Origin of the sequence: Nakamurella multipartita DSM 44233 (genome assembly GCF_000024365.1) — a bacterium.
Lineage (GTDB): Bacteria > Actinomycetota > Actinomycetes > Mycobacteriales > Nakamurellaceae > Nakamurella > Nakamurella multipartita.
This window is the reverse complement of the sequence record NC_013235.1, coordinates 2,451,516-2,466,534: the sequence shown is the minus strand read 5'-3', so window position 1 is coordinate 2,466,534 and position 15,019 is coordinate 2,451,516. Positions and strand designations below refer to the sequence as shown.

The following is a 15,019-nucleotide window of genomic DNA, read 5'->3' as shown; positions in this document are numbered from 1 at the left end:
CCGCGCGAGGCTCAGCTTCGCGCGGCCCCACCGGGCCGGTCCGGCTGGCGCAGCTCGTCCCGGACCACCGACGCCACCTCGGTCAGGGCGGCGAGGCGGCCGGCCAGGTCCGGCCGCAGCCGCACCACGAGCCGGTCGCCGCTCATCCGGCGTTGAACCTGCGCCTGCGGCAGGTGGGCGGCCAGGTCGGCGCGCAGATCTTGCTCCGAGGTGGTCCACCCGACGATGTACGGCACGGCGTCCATGATCAGCCCTTCGTCGGTCATCCCTGCGTCGGTCATCCCTGCGTCGCTTCCGCCAGGCTAATGTCCGTGCAACCTCGGCCGGGTCGGCGTCCGTCTCCGGGCCGAGGCTGATCGCCAGGCCTGATTCCTCGGGCCCGGGCCCGAGTCATGACCCCGCCGGAACGGAGCATCGATGCGAGCATCAGCCACCCACCGCTGGACGCGGGGGCTCCTCGCGGCGGCCGCGGCGACCGTGACCCTCGCGCTGGCCGGCTGCGGGTCGACTGCACCGTCCGGGCCGGGTGGCCCGCCGACCTCGGCCTCCACGGGGGCGTCCACGGCGACCTCCCCGGTGATCTCCACGACGGCGATGGGGACGGGATCGTCGGGGTCCGGTTCGCTGTCGGCCTCAGCGCTGGCGCCGGACGGCTCAGGGTCGACGGATGCGGCCCCCGTCGAGCAGGACCTGACCGGGCGGATCAAGGAGGGGGTCGAATCCGGCTGCACCGTGCTGGTCGACGACGCGGGCACCGTCCTGGCCAATCTCATCGGCTTCGACCCGACCGGGGTGGACGTCAGCGGCGTGGTCACGGTGTCCGGGTCGTTCAACCCGGACCTGATGACGACGTGCCAGCAGGGCCGGCCGTTCGAGGTGACCACCGTCCGCGCCGGCTGACCCGGCGCGGGCCGGCACCCGCGCGGTCAGCCGTCGCCGACCAGCGGCGAGGCGGCCACGGCGGTCCCATCGGCCAACTCGCTGATCCGGAAGTCGGCGAACACGTTGGGCGCCAACGCCTGCAGCTCCCGCAGCACCGCCACCGCCAGGGTGCGGATCTCCACGTCCGCGGCCTCGGTGGCCCGCATGCCGATGAAGTGCCGCCAGGCCCGGTAGTTACCGGTGACCACGATCGCCGTGCTGGTCGCGTTCGGCAGCACCGCGCGGGCCGCCTGCCGGGCCTGCTTGCGGGCCAGGGTGCCGTCCGACGCCTGGCTTGCCCGCTCCTCCAACCCGGCCAGCAGATCCTGATACGCCTGCGCCGACTGCGCGACCGCCGCCTGGAACAGCGCGTGCAGCTCCGGGTCGGCGGCGATCGCGTCGGGCTCGACCACCTCGGGCCCGCTCGCCGGCAGGTACCGCTGGGACAGCTGGGAGAACGAGAAGTGTCGGTGCCGGATCAGCTCGTGCGTCACCGACCGGGAGATGTCGGTCAGGTAGAACGTGGCCGAGCTGTGCTCGAGGACCGACAGATGCCCGACCTGCAGGATGTGGTCCAGATAGCCGGCGTTGGTCGCGGTCGCCGGGATCGGCTTGTTCCATGACTGGTAGCAGGCCCGGCCGGCGAACTCGGCCAGCGCCTGGCCGCCGGACGCATCCGTGGTCCACGGCACGTCCGGCGGCGGCAAGAACTCGGTCCGGGCGATCAGCCGGACGGTCGGCGACCCGCTCAGAGCGCGCCGCCGGCGGCCGCCGGCGCACTGGAGTCGCCGCCACCGTCGCCGACCGATTCCCGGGCCAGGTAGGTCTCGACGTCGAACCAGTCATTGCCGGCCCGCTGGGCGACGTTGAGCAGCGTGGACATCGACGCCACCTCCTCGACCTGCTCCTTGAGGAACCAGAGCATGAACTGCTCCCCCAGGAAGTCGTTCTCGGCCCGGGCGGTGGCGAACAGCTCCTTGATCTGGTCGGTGACGGTGCGCTCCTGGGCCAGGGCCAGGGCGATCGGGTCGACGATCGAGTCGAAGTCGCCGCGCACCTCGTCGACGCCGGGGATGGAGATGTGCAGGTCCCGGTCGAGCATCCACTGCACGATCATCATCGCGTGATTGCGCTCCTCGACCGCCTGGCGGTAGAAGTGCGCGGCCAACTGCGGCAGGTCGTGCGCGTCGAACCAGACCGCGATCGCGATGTACTGCTGGCTGGCGTTGAACTCGTGCCGGACCTGCTCGCGCAGCAGGCCGACGAAACGGGTGGGGCTCTCAGTGGCGGTCATGGCGGGCATATTACGGGTGACGTCATTTGCCCTTGAAGTGACGCCAATGTGGTGTCATTATGGCGTCATGGACCTCACCCCCTACACCCAGAGCCTGCGGGACGACCTGATCACCGCCGCATCGGTCGGCGATGACGCGGCCCGCCGCGCCGCCGCCATGCTGGCCGGCGCGATCGAACCGGCCGCCCGGCTGGCCATCATGAACGCACTGGCCGACCTGGCCGCCGAGGTGACCGGCGCACTGCGCGACACCACCGTCGAACTCAAGCTCGACGGCCGGGACGTCCGGGTCTGCGTCACCCACCACCAGGCCGCGGAACCGGTGAGCCCCGGTGCCGGCTCGGCCGACTACCTGCGCAAGCCCGACTCCCCCGCGGGCGCCGACGCCGGCGACTCGCCCGAGGATCTCAAGCGGGCCGTCCAGGACGCCGGCGGCGAACTGTCGCGGACCACGGTGCGGCTGTTCAACGAGCTCAAGACGCAAGCCGAGCGGGCCGCCGCAGAGCAGGGCGTGTCGCTGAACACCTACATCTCGCGGGCCGTGTCCGACTCGGTGCGCTCGGCCGTGCCGACCAAGAACCAGCGCGGGCGGGGCGGCGACTCCGAGCGCACCGTCACCGGCTACATCCGCGGCTGACCGCCCGCGGCCCGGCTTCCCACTGTCCCGACTTCCGACCGACTCCTGCTGACGAGGACCCCATGCACACCTTCCTGACCCCTGAACCGGTCACCATCGAGATCCGCAACTCCGCCGGCTCCGTCCTGATCGACCTGGCCGACGTCACCACCAGCACCGTCGACGTCGTCGCCGGGCCCTCGCACCCGCTGGGGTTCCTGGACGACGTCATCCGGGCGGCCAAGGCCCAGTTCGTCGGCGCCCGCTCGGGCGGGCCGGACGCGCACGCCGACCACGGGTGGGGCGCCGACGTCCCCACCGACGATCCCGCCGAGCGGGTCCGGGTGGATCTGCGCCCGGGCGGCTCCGAGGGCGGGGCCAGCACGTTGATCGTGGACACCGATCCCGCCCGGGACGGCTGGAAGTCCTCCTTCACCGTGCACGTGACCGCCCCGGCCGGCTCCGGGGTACGGGTGCAGACGCAATCGGCCTCCGGGGTGGTGAACGGGATCGCCGACCGGGTCGAGGTGCGCACCGCCTCCGGCGACGTCCGCGTCGACCAGGTGCTGGGTCGCTCGGTGGTGCAGACCGCCAGCGGCGACGTGACGATCTCCGACACCGCCGAGTGTGACGTGCGGACCGCCTCGGGTGACATCGAGCTGCGCCGGGTCCGGGCCGAGGCGCTGGTGCATTCGACCTCCGGCGACATCCGGATCGACGCGGCCGGCCGCGACGTCAGCGCCCGCAGCGTGTCGGGCGACCTGCGGTTGCTCGACGTGACCGCCGGCCGGGCCGAGCTGATCAGCGTCTCCGGTGACGTCGAGGTTGGCGTGCACGCCGGCACGCTCGCCGCGATCGATCTGAACACCGTCTCCGGCAGCACCGCGAACGACTTCGTGGTCAGCGCCGCCCCGCCGGCCCCGGAGACGCCAACCGTCGCCGACGCGGCCTACCTGGCCGATGCCGAGTTCGACGCCGAGGGCGGCTCCCGCGTGAGCACCGATGCCGGTTCGGCGGCCGGACCGCACGCCGGGACCGACGAGCCGCTGCTGGATCTGCGGGTCAAGACCACCTCCGGCGACATCCGCCTGCACCGCGCCGCCGCCTCCCACTGACGCCGGCCCCACCCGGCTTCGCTGACCGGAAAATCAACGTGCCGTTGGGCAGCCAAGGGTGACCCGTGGTGGTGACCATCGGGTTGGGTGGGTGTCGGGTTTAGGCGGCCGCGGTCAGGGTGACGTTGAAGCCGAGGGCTTCGAGTTGCCGGACGTGGTTACGGGTTCGGCGTCCGATGTCGATGCGGTGGTCGTTGAAATCGACGCCGAGGTCGTGGAAGGTCGTGCCGGGGTTGGCGAGCAGGTGCCAGATGATGACAAGGATGGATCGGGCGATGGCGACGATCGTTTTGAGTTTGCCGCGGCGTTTGATCAGGCGTCGATAGCGTTCTCCCAGGAAGGTTTGGGTCTTGCCGCCGGTCGCGGCCGCTTCACCAAGCACGGCGCGCAGGTAACGGTTGCCCTTGCCGGTCTTACCGGTTGTTGATCGTTTCCCGGACTGGATCGTGCGGGGGCACAGCCGGGTCCAGGACACCAGATGGCCAGCGGTCGGGAACCGGCTCATGTCCAGCCCGATCTCGGCGATGATGACCTGTGCGTTGCTTGGGCCGATCCCGGGTATCTGGTCCAGGATCTTGATCATGTCTGCGGCCGTCGGCGGTGTCCGGCGCTGGGCCGCCTCGTCGGCGGGTGCGTTAGCCCTCGTACCGGGCCGAGTTTGGCCATCCGGTGCGGGGCGGTCCGGATCGGGGGTGTTACCGGCCGGCAAGCTGGCCAGGAGTGCCTCGATGCGTGCGGTCAGGACGTCGATCTGATCGGTCAGCGTGTCGATCTGATGCAGCAGCATCCGGGCCAGCTCGGCGTGATGATCGTCGAACTGACCGGTCAGCGACTCGACCAGGTCGGCGTACTTGAGCCGCATCCGGCCGCGGGCCATGCCGGCCAGAACCCGCGGGTCCCGCTGGCCCGCGATCAGGGCCTCAATCATGTCCCGGACGGACAGGGTGTCGATCCTGCTCGCCACGGAGGTGACCTTGATCAGGGCGTCCTCCAGCAGCTTCTCCAGCCGTTGCCAGTACCTGGTCCGGTCGCCGGTCAGATCGGCCCGCATCCGGGTGTAGTCGCGCAACTGCCGGACCTGCGCTGATGGCACGAACGATGGACGCAACAGCCCCTTCTCGGTGAGCTTGGCCAACCACACACTGTCCAGCTTGTCCGTTTTGGGGCGACCGGGGACGTTCTTGACATCGCGGGCATTGACCAACTGCACGTCCAGGCCATGAGCTTCCAGCAGATAGAACCAGATCCGCCAGTAGTCCGAAGTCGATTCCAGGGTCACCTTCTCGATGCCCTGGTCTGACAGCTGTGCGGCCAGGCCCAGGACCGCTCTGGTTCGGGCCGGGACGTCCCAGACTTTGCTCACTCGCCGACCCGTCCCGGACGCGGCTGGTACGCGAACGCAGACTGTGCCCGAGTCCTTGCCCACGTCGATCGCGCAGACCCGCTGCACGATCTGTTCATGGGGTTCGTCGAGGATCTCCTCGACCTGTTTGGTCATCACACCGCGTCGCTCCTTCCCTGAGGTGCACCACCGCCACGGCGGGCTGCCCGGGGGCCTCGGTCGGGAACCGAAAATCTGACCGGCGTGCTCGAAGCAACAGTGCGTGACCCGTCAAGGTCGGGCCCCGGCGCCAGACTGATCAACGGGCTCGAAGCTCAAGCGAACGAATCGGCGTCGACAGGCAACCCACCTCCCATTTTCACGCCGTCGTGGCGTCACCGGAAGGGACAGGGTGACTGATCAAAGCCGCGGCGATCGGCCGAATCCGACGCACAAAAGCGGGTTTGATCAGCCCAGCGGCCCGGACACCCCGGCTTCGCTGACCGGAAAATAGGTACGCATGAGGCTGGTGGTGCTGCTGGTGCACATTTTCACGCCTCTGTGGCGTCACCGGAAGGGACAGGGTGACTGATCAAATCCGCGTCGATCGGCCGAATCCGACGCACCCACGCGGGTTTGATCAGCCCAGCGGCCCGGACACCCCGGCCTCGCTGATCAAAGCCGCGTCGATCGGCCGAATCCGACGCACACGCGCGGGTTTGATCAGCCCAGCGGCCGGAGTCAGGGGTGCAGGCGCAGGGCCAGGCCGCCGCGGCGGGGGTCGGCGGCGGGACCGTCGCGGCCGATGACGGCGACCCCGCCGAAGAACGGCCGCTGCTCGGGCCACTGCACCACGTTCTCGCCGTCGTCGGTCAGCGCGGCGATCACCCCGGCACCGAACCCGGGTTCCAGGTGCACGGCGTCCGGAGTGGCGGTCATCCGCGGGGCGGCGACCGCCTCGGCCGGGCTGCGGCCGTCGACGATGACCCGGGTCAGCACCTGCAGCAGGGCCGGGCGGATACGGCTGCCGCCGGCGGCACCCCCGGCGAACAGCAGGCCGCCGGCGGGGTCGGTGACCACCAGCGGCACCATCATCGAGGGCATCCGCTCGCCCGGCCGCAGCTCGGCCCGCAGCAGCTCACCCTCGCCCAGCATCGAGTTGCCGTGCACGCCGCCGTACCAGACACCCGACCCGAGCCCGAGCGAATGTGTCGCCGCGCAGGCGTTGCCGTCCGCGTCGACCGCGACCACGGTGGTGGTTTCGGTGCGCACGGCCGGCGCCCGCAACGCCGTGGCCAGGTGCCGGGCCCGCGCGGCCGGGTCGGTGTCGGCCAGCCCGGAGGCCAGCACCCGCGCGGTGGCGGCGAACTGGTCCAGATCGTTGTCGCGGACGCAGATGACGCCCGGGCCGAACTCGGCGCGGGCCACGGTCAGCTCCCGCACCCGGTAGCTGGCCATGTCCATCTCGGACAGCGCGCCGCCGTCCGCGCGGACGGCGTCGACGAAGGCGCGGCCCCGCGCTCCGGTGGTCAGCGCGTCGGGGCCGTCGTTGAGGTAGTCGTCCAGGGTCTGCGCCAGGCCCTCGTGGTGCAGCAGCTCGCCGGGTCCCAGGGTCCGCCGGCCGCCGCTGCCGTCCGGTCGGGAGTAGACCGCGATGCCGTCGCCGAGCACCATCGCGGCGGCGACATCGGGCAGCAGCACCGCGTGCTGCATCGGGAACGGGGTGCCGGACTCGGCCAGATCCCGGGCCGGGCCGACGATCTGCGCCCAGGGCAGGCGCCCGAACCGGGTGTGCAGGGCGGCCACCCCGGACGGCGTACCCGGCACGGCGACGCTCGGCCCGCCGACCGCGTACGGGACCTCGACGTCACCGAAGGCGACCTTGATGTCCCGGGCGGGGGCCGGCAGGGTGCCGTCGAGCCCGGGAACGGCGACGAAGAAGTCCAGGCAGTGCACCTGCCGGGTGACCGCGTCGTAGACGGTGGCGAACCCGCCGCCGCCCAGTCCGGTGAACAGGGTCTCGGACACGCAGCCGGCCAGGATCATCCCGGCGACGGCGTCGGCCGCGGACCCACCCTGCTGCAGGATGTCCCGTCCGGCCGCAGCGGTGGCCGGATGCCCGGCGGCCACGGAGGCCGGCAAGGTAATCACCCGCGCAGGTTATCGGGCCAAGCGCAGTCCCGGCTGGACAGCCAGGCGCGCGGCCAGGTTGCCACGCGGTTCGACCACCACCTCGGTCAGGCCGAGCCAACCGGCGATGCGCCCGAGTTCGGTGGCCGCCGCTTCGGCCGTGGCCGACTCTCCAGCCCCCGGCTCGGACCAACTCGCCTGCACCAGCAGCCGCCCGGTGGCCCGGTCGGCCTTCAGGTCGACCCGCCCGGCCAGCGCATCCCCGACCAGCAGGGGCAACACGTAGTAGCCGTACACCCGGCGGGCCGCCGGCGTGTAGATCTCGATCCGGTAATGGAACCCGAAGAGCCGCTCCGTGCGCTCCCGGCGCCAGACCAGCGGGTCGAACGGGCTCAACAGCGCCGCGCCGGCCACCGCCCGCGGGATCCGCGCTTCCCGGTGCAGGTAGGCCGGCTCCCGCCAACCGTCGACGAGCGCCGGCCGTACCACGCCCTCCTCGACCAGGTCGGTCAGCGCGCGCCGGGTGTCGGCCATCCCCATCCGGAAGTAATCGGCCAGATCGGCGACTGTCGCGATCCCGTGGGCCCGGGCCGCGAGCGCGACCAGGGCCCGTTGCGCATCCGCCCGGTCCGGCGTCGGCGTGGCCAGGATCGACGGCGGCAGGACCCGCTCGGTCAGGTCGTAGAGCCGCTCGAAGCCGCGCCGCTGGGCAACGCCGATCGCTCCGGTCCCGAACAGGTGCTCGCAGGCGATCTTGGTGATCGACCATTCCCACCAGCCGGCCTCGGCCCGCCCGGGCGCCTCGAGCGCCTTCTCGATGTCGCCGGCCGAGCTGGGTCCCAGATCGCCGATGGTCGCCAGCACGACGTCCAGGAATCCCGGGTGCTGCTCGGTCAGCCGGGTCAGCATGCCCCAGGGCCCGTCGACCTTTTCCTGTTGCCGCCAGCGCAGCAGCGGCTCCAGCTCGACCGGGATCAGCGAGGCCATGTGCGCCCAGGACTCGATCAGCAACCGGTCCTGGGTGCGCGCCGGCCAGGCCGCGCCCTCCAGGATGCCCACCGGGTAAGGACCGAGCCGGCTGAACACCGGCAGCAGATGCGCCCGGGCCAGCACGTTGACCGAGTCGATCTGGAGCAGGCCGATGCTGTGCACCAGCCGGCGCAGGTGGCCGCGGTTGACCGGCCGGGCCGGGTCGGCCGGCGGCGCGTCCAGTCGCTGGGCGGCGATGGCCACCCGGCGGGCCTGAGCGGCGGACAGCGCCACCGGGGCCGGACCGGTGACCGGCCCGGTCGGCCGGCGGGGGGCGGGCCGGATCGGCGACGGGCGGGAGGTACTGGTGCTCACGCCGGCGATGCTGCCACCCCGCACCGACAGTGCCCCGCCCGCGCCGGACACGGTCGCAAACAGGGCCACGACAGGGCCAGGACAGCGTCGCGGAGCCCGGGCGGTGCCGGGCCCGCCCGCCCAGGTGGCATGCTGGCTGCTCGTGGCCTCCAGCTCGGTGCGACCGGCGACCGTCGACGACGGGCGCGTCATCGCCGACCTGCAACTCTCGGTCTGGCGGCAGGCCTACGCCACGGTGCTGCCGGCGGCCGCGTTGACCCTCGACCCGGCCGAGCACGCGGCCGCCTGGACCGAACGGATCGCGCGCGGCGGGCCGGTGCTGCTGGCCGTCGAGGGCGCCGAGCCGGTCGGGTTCGCCGCGTTGAGCAGCACCTTCGATCCGCAGAACCTGCTGGAGCCGCTCGGGGAGATCGAGGTGCTGCACGTGGAGCCCCGCTGGGGCCGGCGCGGCCACGGCGGGCGAATGCTGGTCTCCGCCGGCGCGGAACTGCGCCGGCGCGGTGCCCACATTGGACGCTGGTGGATCCCGCAGGTGGACGCGGCGACCACCCGTTTCGTCACCGCCGCCGGCTGGGCCGAGGACGGGGTGCGCCGTGAACTGGACACCGGCGGCCCGCCGATCGTCGAGCTGCGGTGGTCGGGCTCACTGGACCTGGTCGCGGTCTGACCCCCGGCCCGACCCCCCGTGAGCACGTCAGGCCGAGTCCGGCCCGTCCGTCGTGGCCCGACCCCGTTCCAGGTCGATCGCGTGCCGCATCGCCGCGCGGGCCCGTTTGCGGTCGCCGGCCAGGTCGTAGGCGTGGGCCAGCTCGTACCACCCGCGCCAGTCCTGCGGCGCCGCCTCCACCCGTTCCCGGACCGTCTCGAAATGCGCGTCGGCGGCGTCCCGTTCGACCCGCCCGGACGGTCGCCGGGGCAGGTCGGAGTCGTCGGGCAGCCGGTCCTGCTCGGCCAGTTGGCGACCCAGCCGCTGCGTCTGCCAGCCGAACCGAAGCTCCCAGAACAGCAGCACGACACCGATGATCGGCAGCAGCAGCACCCCGATGCCCAGCGCGATCCCGGCCGCGCTGCCGGACTCGATCAGGGCAATGGCCCGGCCGCCGAGCAGGATGAAGTACGCGATCAGGGCCAGCGTCAGCAGCGCGACGACGATCCGGGTGCGGTAGGCCCTACCCACGTGGTCGGGCCATCGTCAGACCACGCCGAGCAGCTGCTCGAGCCCCAGGGTCAGGCCGGGGCGGCCGGGCACCGAGCGGATGGCGGTGAGCACCCCGGGCATGAACGAGACCCGATCCAGCGAGTCGTGCCGGATGGTCAGCGTCTCCCCCGCGGTGCCCAGGATCACCTCCTGATGCGCCACCAACCCGGGCAGCCGGACCGAGTGCACCCGGATGCCGTCCACCGAGGCACCCCGGGCGCCGGGCTGCTCGATCGTCGTCGCATCCGGACCCGGCCCGAGTCCGGCCTGCTCCCGGGCCGCGGCGATCGCCCGGGCGGTGGCCGCCGCGGTGCCCGACGGCGCATCGGCCTTGCCGGCGTGGTGCAGCTCGATGATCTCGACCGACTCGAAAAAGCGGGCCGCCTCCCGGGCGAACCGGGCGGCCAGCACCGCCCCGATGGCGAAGTTGGGCACCACGATGACCCCGAGTTCGGGCTTGGCCTGCAACCAGTCGGTGATGGTGTCCAGCCGGTCCTGGTCGAACCCGGACGTGCCGGCGACGACGTTGATGTTGTTGTCCAGGCAGAAGCGGATGTGCTCCATCACCACGTCGGGATGGCTGAAGTCGACGACGACCTGGCTGTCCGCGTCGGCCAGCGAGAACAGCCATTCCCGGCCGCCCACGGCGGCCACCAAATCCATGTCCGGGGCCTCGACGACGGACTGGCAGGTCTGCGCGCCCATCCGGCCGCGGGCCCCGATGACGCCCACCCGCAACGGTGCCTCGGTCATCACGCCGCCCCGCCCTCACGCCGCACTGCCACGCATCCCAGGGTCATCTCGTCCGTTCTCCGATCCCAGCCCTCGACTAGCCACGTCCGGGAGCATTGTCCGGGGTGCCGTCGAACCGGCCAACACCGGCCGGTGCTCAGCGCCCGACGGGCACCGCGCCGGCGATGGTCGGCCCGGACGCAGTCGCGGTGACGACCGGGCCGCGGCGCAGCCCGAGGACCACTCCGACGAGCACGGCCAGCGCCCCGATCAGCTGCCAGGCGCCGACCTGGCCGGCCCCGACCAGCAGCACCGCGGCCAGGGAGGCCACCGGGATCAGGCCGTTGAACAGGCCGGTGCGCTCGGACCCCAGCCGCTGCATCGCGCCGAACCAGGCGATGCAGACCACCCCGGTGACCATGACGGCCAGGTAGGCCAGCGCTCCGAACTCGACCAGCGTCGGCATCCGCAGCACGGTGGCCCCGGTGGCCAGGCCGTCCTGCACGGCCAGGACCAGCAGCAACCCCCCGGCCAGCACACAGGAATACACGGTGACGGTCATCGGCCCGAGCCGGGGCAGCACCGGCGCGGCCAGCACGGTCGTGCCCACCGCACCGGCCAGGGCGCCGAGCGACAGCGCGAACCCGAGCAGGCTGAACGAGCCGGCCCCGGAGCCCGACTGGGCCGCCGCGGCACCGGCCGCCACCACCGCGGCGGCCACCAGCAGCCGGGTCGCGGGGCGGCGCCGCCGGACCAGCGCGCCGGCCAGCACGATCACCAGCGGCGCGGCGCCGATCACCACGCCGACGCTGCCCGGATCGGCCACCCGGGTGGCCTGGATCATCAACACGCTGCAGCCGGCCAGACCGACCGCCGCCAGCGCCCCCAGCCAACCCCATTCGCGCCCGGTCGGGCGGATCAGCGGCTCCCCGCGCAGCCGCGACCAGGCGGCCAGCAGCAGCCCGGCCAGCAGGTACCGCACGCCCTGGCCGCCCAACACCGGGTAGTCCCCCACCAGGCTGGAGGCGGCCACCGAACCGCCCACCAGCACGACCGCACCACCGGCCAGCAGCGCGCCCGACCGCTCCTGTCCGGCCCATCCCACCCGCATCGTCATGACCCCAGCCTCGGCCGCGGCAGTCATTAGCGGAAGTATCATTCTGCCGACCCCATCATTAGGAGAACTGTTGATCGACGTCCAGCGGCTGGCCGTGCTCCGCGAGGTCGCGCGGGCCGGCAGCTTCGCCGGCGCCGCCGCGGTGCTGCGCCACACGCCGTCGGCGGTCTCGCAGCAGGTGGCGGCCCTGGAGCGCAGCGCCGGTCTGGTCCTGGTCGAGCGCAGCACCCGCGGCGTGCGGCTGACCGAGGCCGGTCGCCTGCTCGTGACCACCGCCGACGCCGTGCACGCCGAACTGACCGCCGCCGAGCGGCACCTGACCGAACTTCGGGAGCAGGGTCCGCCGACCCTGACGGTGGTCACCTTCCCCAGCGCCGGCGAGCCGCTGCTCGCCCCGGCGCTGAGCCCGATCACCGCCGGCCGGCACGTCGACATCACGGTGATCGAGGCCGAGCCCGAACAGGCGCTGGATGCCGTGCGGGACGGTCGGGCCGATCTGGCCCTGCTCTATCACTTCCACCTGCCCGAGCCGCCGCGTGGCTGGGCGGCGGCCGCCGGCCCGGGCACCTACACCCCGCTGCTCACCGAGCCGTTCCGGCTGGTGGTGCCGGCCGATCACCCGCTGGTCGGCCGGCCCACGATCGACCTGGCCGACTTCGCCGGCGACCGTTGGATCCACGGGTGGGGTGGCCCGGCCGAGGTGGTGGACGCCCTGGCCGCCCTGGCCGGATTCCGCCCCCAGGTGGTGTGCCGGTCCAGCGACTACCGCTTCATGTCCGCCCTGGTCGGGGCCGGGGTCGGGGTCACGCTGCTGCCCGCGCTGGCGCTGCCCGAACGCGACGACGTCCGCGTGCTGACCCTGGACCCGCCGCCGACGCGGTACGTCGGCGCCTGGGTGCCCGCGCGCCCGTGGCGCAACCCGACCGTCGAGCACCTGCTGGAGTCGCTGCGCCGGCGGGCGGCCGAGCTGTCGAGCTGATTGCTCGCGGCTGGTCTGCGGCCCGACTCAGCCGGCGTCGTCGAGGGTTTCGATGCCGACCCGAGCCACGTCGCCGACCTCCAGACCCTCGGAGATGCGGACCGCCTTCTTGACCGGGAGGACGTAGGGGCCGCCGGTGCGCTCGGGGAAGATCGACGTGCGCCACCGGGACCCGCCGATGGTGGCCGCCACCTTGACCGCGCCGAACCCGGCCCGCGGTCGCGGCACGTCGGCGATCTCGGCGGATACGTCGTCGGGCAGGCGCAGGAACACCCACTGTTCGGTGCGGGCGGCCCACCGCCACAGTTCGGCGGCGAACTCGTACCGGGTCCCGGCCACGCGCTGCCTCCCGATGACGTTAGTGATGACCAGAAGTGGTCGTGGGCAGGATAATCCGGCGCGCGGACCGGCGGACCGTCATGCGTCGCGGCCGACGACGAACTCGTCGATCGAGAACCGCCGGATCTCGTCCAGCTGACCCTCGCTCGGGCCCTGCCCCCGGAACGCGGCCAGTGCGGCCGGCGAGGTCCAGCGCTCGAACACGTTCACCCGGGCCGGATCGAGCAGATCGGCGCCCAGGGCGAAGTCCAGGCACCCCGGCGCGGCCCGGGCCGCGCGGACCGCGTCCGTGCAGCCGGCCAGATACTGCGTCCGGCCGGCCGGATCGACGATCAGATGTCCCGCGACGATGACCATGTCGGCGTCCCTCCCTGACGGCCGGATCTCGGCCTGCCCGTTCGACCGGTCGACGGCGCCGGATTCATCGGGCGGTACCCCGGCGCGGATGAAGTGACGCCGAATGTGACGAGTGGGACGGGAGTCGTCGAGTTCCTCCGCGCCGGGGAAGATGATCCGCGCGGGAAAGGGGGGCGGGAGGGAGGGACGGGGGCGGGGTCAGCCGACGAGGTCGCGCAGCGGCGCGGGCAGCTGGTCGGCGTCGGCGTAGGGGCCGACGATGGCGGCGGACAGGGGGCGCTGCAGCAACTGGCGGGCCAGGGCGCCGACCTGCTCGGCCGTGACCGACCGGATCGCGGCGAATTCCTGCTCGACGGTGCGGAACTCCTGGCGGACCAGCAGCGACTTGCCGATCCGGCTCATCTTCGACTCGGAGTCCTCCAGCGCCAGGGCGAGCGAGCCGCACAGCTGGCCGCGCACCCGGGTCAGCTCGTCCGGCCGCAGCCCGTTCTCGGCGACGTCGAGCAGTTCCCGGCCGATCAGGCTGGCCACCTCGCCGAGGTGGTCGGGGGCGCAGCCGGCGTACACCGACAGCGCGCCGACGTCGGAGTAGGCGGCGGTGCCCGAGTAGCACGAGTAGGCCAGGCCGCGTTCCTCGCGGATCGAGCGGAACAGCCGGGAGCTCATGCCGCCGCCCAACGCGGACGACAGCACGGCCAGCACGCTGCGGTCGGGCGAGTTGCGGTTGCCCGAAGGGACACCCAGGCACAGGTGGGCCTGTTCGGTGTCCCGGGTGATCACCAGCGGCCGGCCGAGCGCGCGGGCCCGGCCGCGCCCGCTGCGGTACTGCGCGGGGCCGGCCTCCGGGTCCCGGGCCAGCCGGGACGCGAAGGCGGCGCGCACCCAGCGCAGCGCATCGCCGTGATCGACGCCGCCGGCGATCGCCACCACCATCTGCCCGGGGTGGTAGCGACGCCGGTAGTAGCCGGCGATCTGCGATCGGGACATCGCGGTGATCGTGCCGGTCGAGCCGATCACCGGGGCGGCCACCGGATGCCCGGCGAACACGGCCTCGGCAAAGGCATCGGCCAGCGTGTCTTCCGGGTCGTCGTCGCGCATGGCGATCTCTTCCAGGATGACCGTGCGCTCGGTGTCCACGTCGTCGGTGGCGATCACCGCATCCAGCACGACGTCGCACACCAGGTCGACGGCCAGCTTGGCCTGCTCGGCCAGGATGCGCGCGTAGTAGCAGGTGTACTCGTGCGAGGTGAACGCGTTCAGCTCGCCGCCGACGGCGTCGACCGCGTCGGCGATCTCGTACCCGGTGCGGGTACGGGTGCCCTTGAACAGCAGGTGCTCCAGGAAGTGCGACGCGCCGGCCAGGCGTGGGGTCTCGTCGACCGACCCCACGCCCACCCAGACGCCGATGGTCGCGCTGCGCGCGCCCGGCACACTTTCGGTGACCACCCGCAGGCCACCGGGCAGGAGCGTGGCGGTGACGGTGGAACCGTCAGCCGCCCGCTCCAGCACCGTGGTGCGAGCCCGCCGGACCGGGCCGGTCACCACGGCAACCACTC

Annotated in this window: 17 protein-coding genes; 5 read left to right on the top strand and 12 right to left on the bottom strand. The window is 72.6% G+C overall.

The features are described from left to right. Nucleotides 1–11: 11 nt before the first annotated feature. Entirely contained in the window at nt 12–281 is a 270-nt protein-coding gene (locus tag NAMU_RS11125) for a hypothetical protein (protein WP_015747506.1), read from the bottom strand. Between the two features lie 136 nt (nt 282–417). On the opposite strand from NAMU_RS11125, the gene NAMU_RS27315 reads away from it, so the two are divergent. After that, nucleotides 418–900: a hypothetical protein gene (locus tag NAMU_RS27315; protein WP_015747505.1), complete on the top strand. Its 483-nt coding sequence runs from the start codon at nt 418–420 to the stop codon at nt 898–900. Nucleotides 901–926: 26 nt separating this feature from the next. On the opposite strand, the gene thyX is transcribed toward NAMU_RS27315, so the two are convergent. Both thyX and NAMU_RS11110 read right to left on the bottom strand, forming a co-directional pair. After that, complete coding sequence (gene thyX, locus NAMU_RS11115) at nt 927–1,673, bottom strand: FAD-dependent thymidylate synthase (RefSeq protein ID WP_041368750.1); 747 nt, start codon at nt 1,671–1,673, stop codon at nt 927–929. Beyond that, a complete protein-coding gene (locus NAMU_RS11110) occupies nt 1,670–2,215 on the bottom strand; it encodes a ferritin (protein WP_041368748.1) in 546 nt (181 codons plus the stop codon). Before NAMU_RS11110 ends, thyX begins: the two co-directional genes overlap by 4 nt. Nucleotides 2,216–2,282: 67 nt before the next feature. Between NAMU_RS11110 and NAMU_RS11105 the strand changes: the two genes are divergently transcribed. Together NAMU_RS11105 and NAMU_RS11100 are read left to right on the top strand one after the other, a co-directional pair. Further along, nucleotides 2,283–2,852 carry a toxin-antitoxin system HicB family antitoxin gene (locus NAMU_RS11105; RefSeq protein ID WP_015747502.1) on the top strand — a complete coding sequence of 190 codons (570 nt, stop codon included), beginning with the start codon at nt 2,283–2,285 and terminating at the stop codon, nt 2,850–2,852. 62 nt (nt 2,853–2,914) lie between these two features. Further along, nucleotides 2,915–3,946, top strand: coding sequence for a DUF4097 family beta strand repeat-containing protein (locus NAMU_RS11100; RefSeq protein ID WP_015747501.1), 1,032 nt, complete (start codon nt 2,915–2,917; stop codon nt 3,944–3,946). A 100-nt stretch (nt 3,947–4,046) separates the two neighbouring features. Here NAMU_RS11100 and NAMU_RS11095 read toward each other — a convergent pair whose 3' ends face one another. The 3 genes from NAMU_RS11095 to NAMU_RS11085 form a co-directional block, all read right to left on the bottom strand. Next, nucleotides 4,047–5,444 carry an IS110 family RNA-guided transposase gene (locus NAMU_RS11095; RefSeq protein ID WP_041368276.1) on the bottom strand — a complete coding sequence of 466 codons (1,398 nt, stop codon included), beginning with the start codon at nt 5,442–5,444 and terminating at the stop codon, nt 4,047–4,049. Between the two features lie 564 nt (nt 5,445–6,008). Beyond that, complete coding sequence (locus tag NAMU_RS11090) at nt 6,009–7,418, bottom strand: gamma-glutamyltransferase (RefSeq protein WP_015747500.1); 1,410 nt, start codon at nt 7,416–7,418, stop codon at nt 6,009–6,011. 9 nt (nt 7,419–7,427) lie between these two features. After that, on the bottom strand, nt 7,428–8,741 hold the full coding sequence (locus NAMU_RS11085) for a winged helix-turn-helix domain-containing protein (RefSeq protein ID WP_015747499.1): 1,314 nt from the start codon (nt 8,739–8,741) through the stop codon (nt 7,428–7,430). A 103-nt stretch (nt 8,742–8,844) separates the two neighbouring features. Between NAMU_RS11085 and NAMU_RS11080 the strand changes: the two genes are divergently transcribed. Continuing rightward, nucleotides 8,845–9,408: a GNAT family N-acetyltransferase gene (locus NAMU_RS11080; protein ID WP_015747498.1), complete on the top strand. Its 564-nt coding sequence runs from the start codon at nt 8,845–8,847 to the stop codon at nt 9,406–9,408. A 27-nt stretch (nt 9,409–9,435) separates the two neighbouring features. Here the strand turns inward: NAMU_RS11080 and NAMU_RS11075 are convergent, their stop codons facing one another. From NAMU_RS11075 to NAMU_RS11065, 3 genes are all read right to left on the bottom strand, one after another. After that, nucleotides 9,436–9,918: a tetratricopeptide repeat protein gene (locus NAMU_RS11075; protein ID WP_015747497.1), complete on the bottom strand. Its 483-nt coding sequence runs from the start codon at nt 9,916–9,918 to the stop codon at nt 9,436–9,438. A 15-nt stretch (nt 9,919–9,933) separates the two neighbouring features. Further along, nucleotides 9,934–10,692, bottom strand: coding sequence for a 4-hydroxy-tetrahydrodipicolinate reductase (gene dapB / locus NAMU_RS11070; protein WP_015747496.1), 759 nt, complete (start codon nt 10,690–10,692; stop codon nt 9,934–9,936). A 136-nt stretch (nt 10,693–10,828) separates the two neighbouring features. Then, nucleotides 10,829–11,788, bottom strand: coding sequence for a DMT family transporter (locus tag NAMU_RS11065; protein ID WP_015747495.1), 960 nt, complete (start codon nt 11,786–11,788; stop codon nt 10,829–10,831). A gap of 70 nt (nt 11,789–11,858) precedes the next feature. Between NAMU_RS11065 and NAMU_RS11060 the strand changes: the two genes are divergently transcribed. Further along, entirely contained in the window at nt 11,859–12,767 is a 909-nt protein-coding gene (locus NAMU_RS11060; RefSeq protein WP_015747494.1) for a LysR family transcriptional regulator, read from the top strand. Nucleotides 12,768–12,794: 27 nt separating this feature from the next. Here NAMU_RS11060 and NAMU_RS11055 read toward each other — a convergent pair whose 3' ends face one another. The 3 genes from NAMU_RS11055 to NAMU_RS11045 form a co-directional block, all read right to left on the bottom strand. After that, on the bottom strand, nt 12,795–13,106 hold the full coding sequence (locus NAMU_RS11055; RefSeq protein WP_015747493.1) for a DUF1905 domain-containing protein: 312 nt from the start codon (nt 13,104–13,106) through the stop codon (nt 12,795–12,797). Nucleotides 13,107–13,184: 78 nt separating this feature from the next. Continuing rightward, on the bottom strand, nt 13,185–13,463 hold the full coding sequence (locus NAMU_RS11050) for a putative quinol monooxygenase (protein WP_015747492.1): 279 nt from the start codon (nt 13,461–13,463) through the stop codon (nt 13,185–13,187). Between the two features lie 198 nt (nt 13,464–13,661). Then, complete coding sequence (locus tag NAMU_RS11045) at nt 13,662–15,017, bottom strand: M16 family metallopeptidase (RefSeq protein ID WP_015747491.1); 1,356 nt, start codon at nt 15,015–15,017, stop codon at nt 13,662–13,664. Nucleotides 15,018–15,019 lie beyond the last annotated feature (2 nt).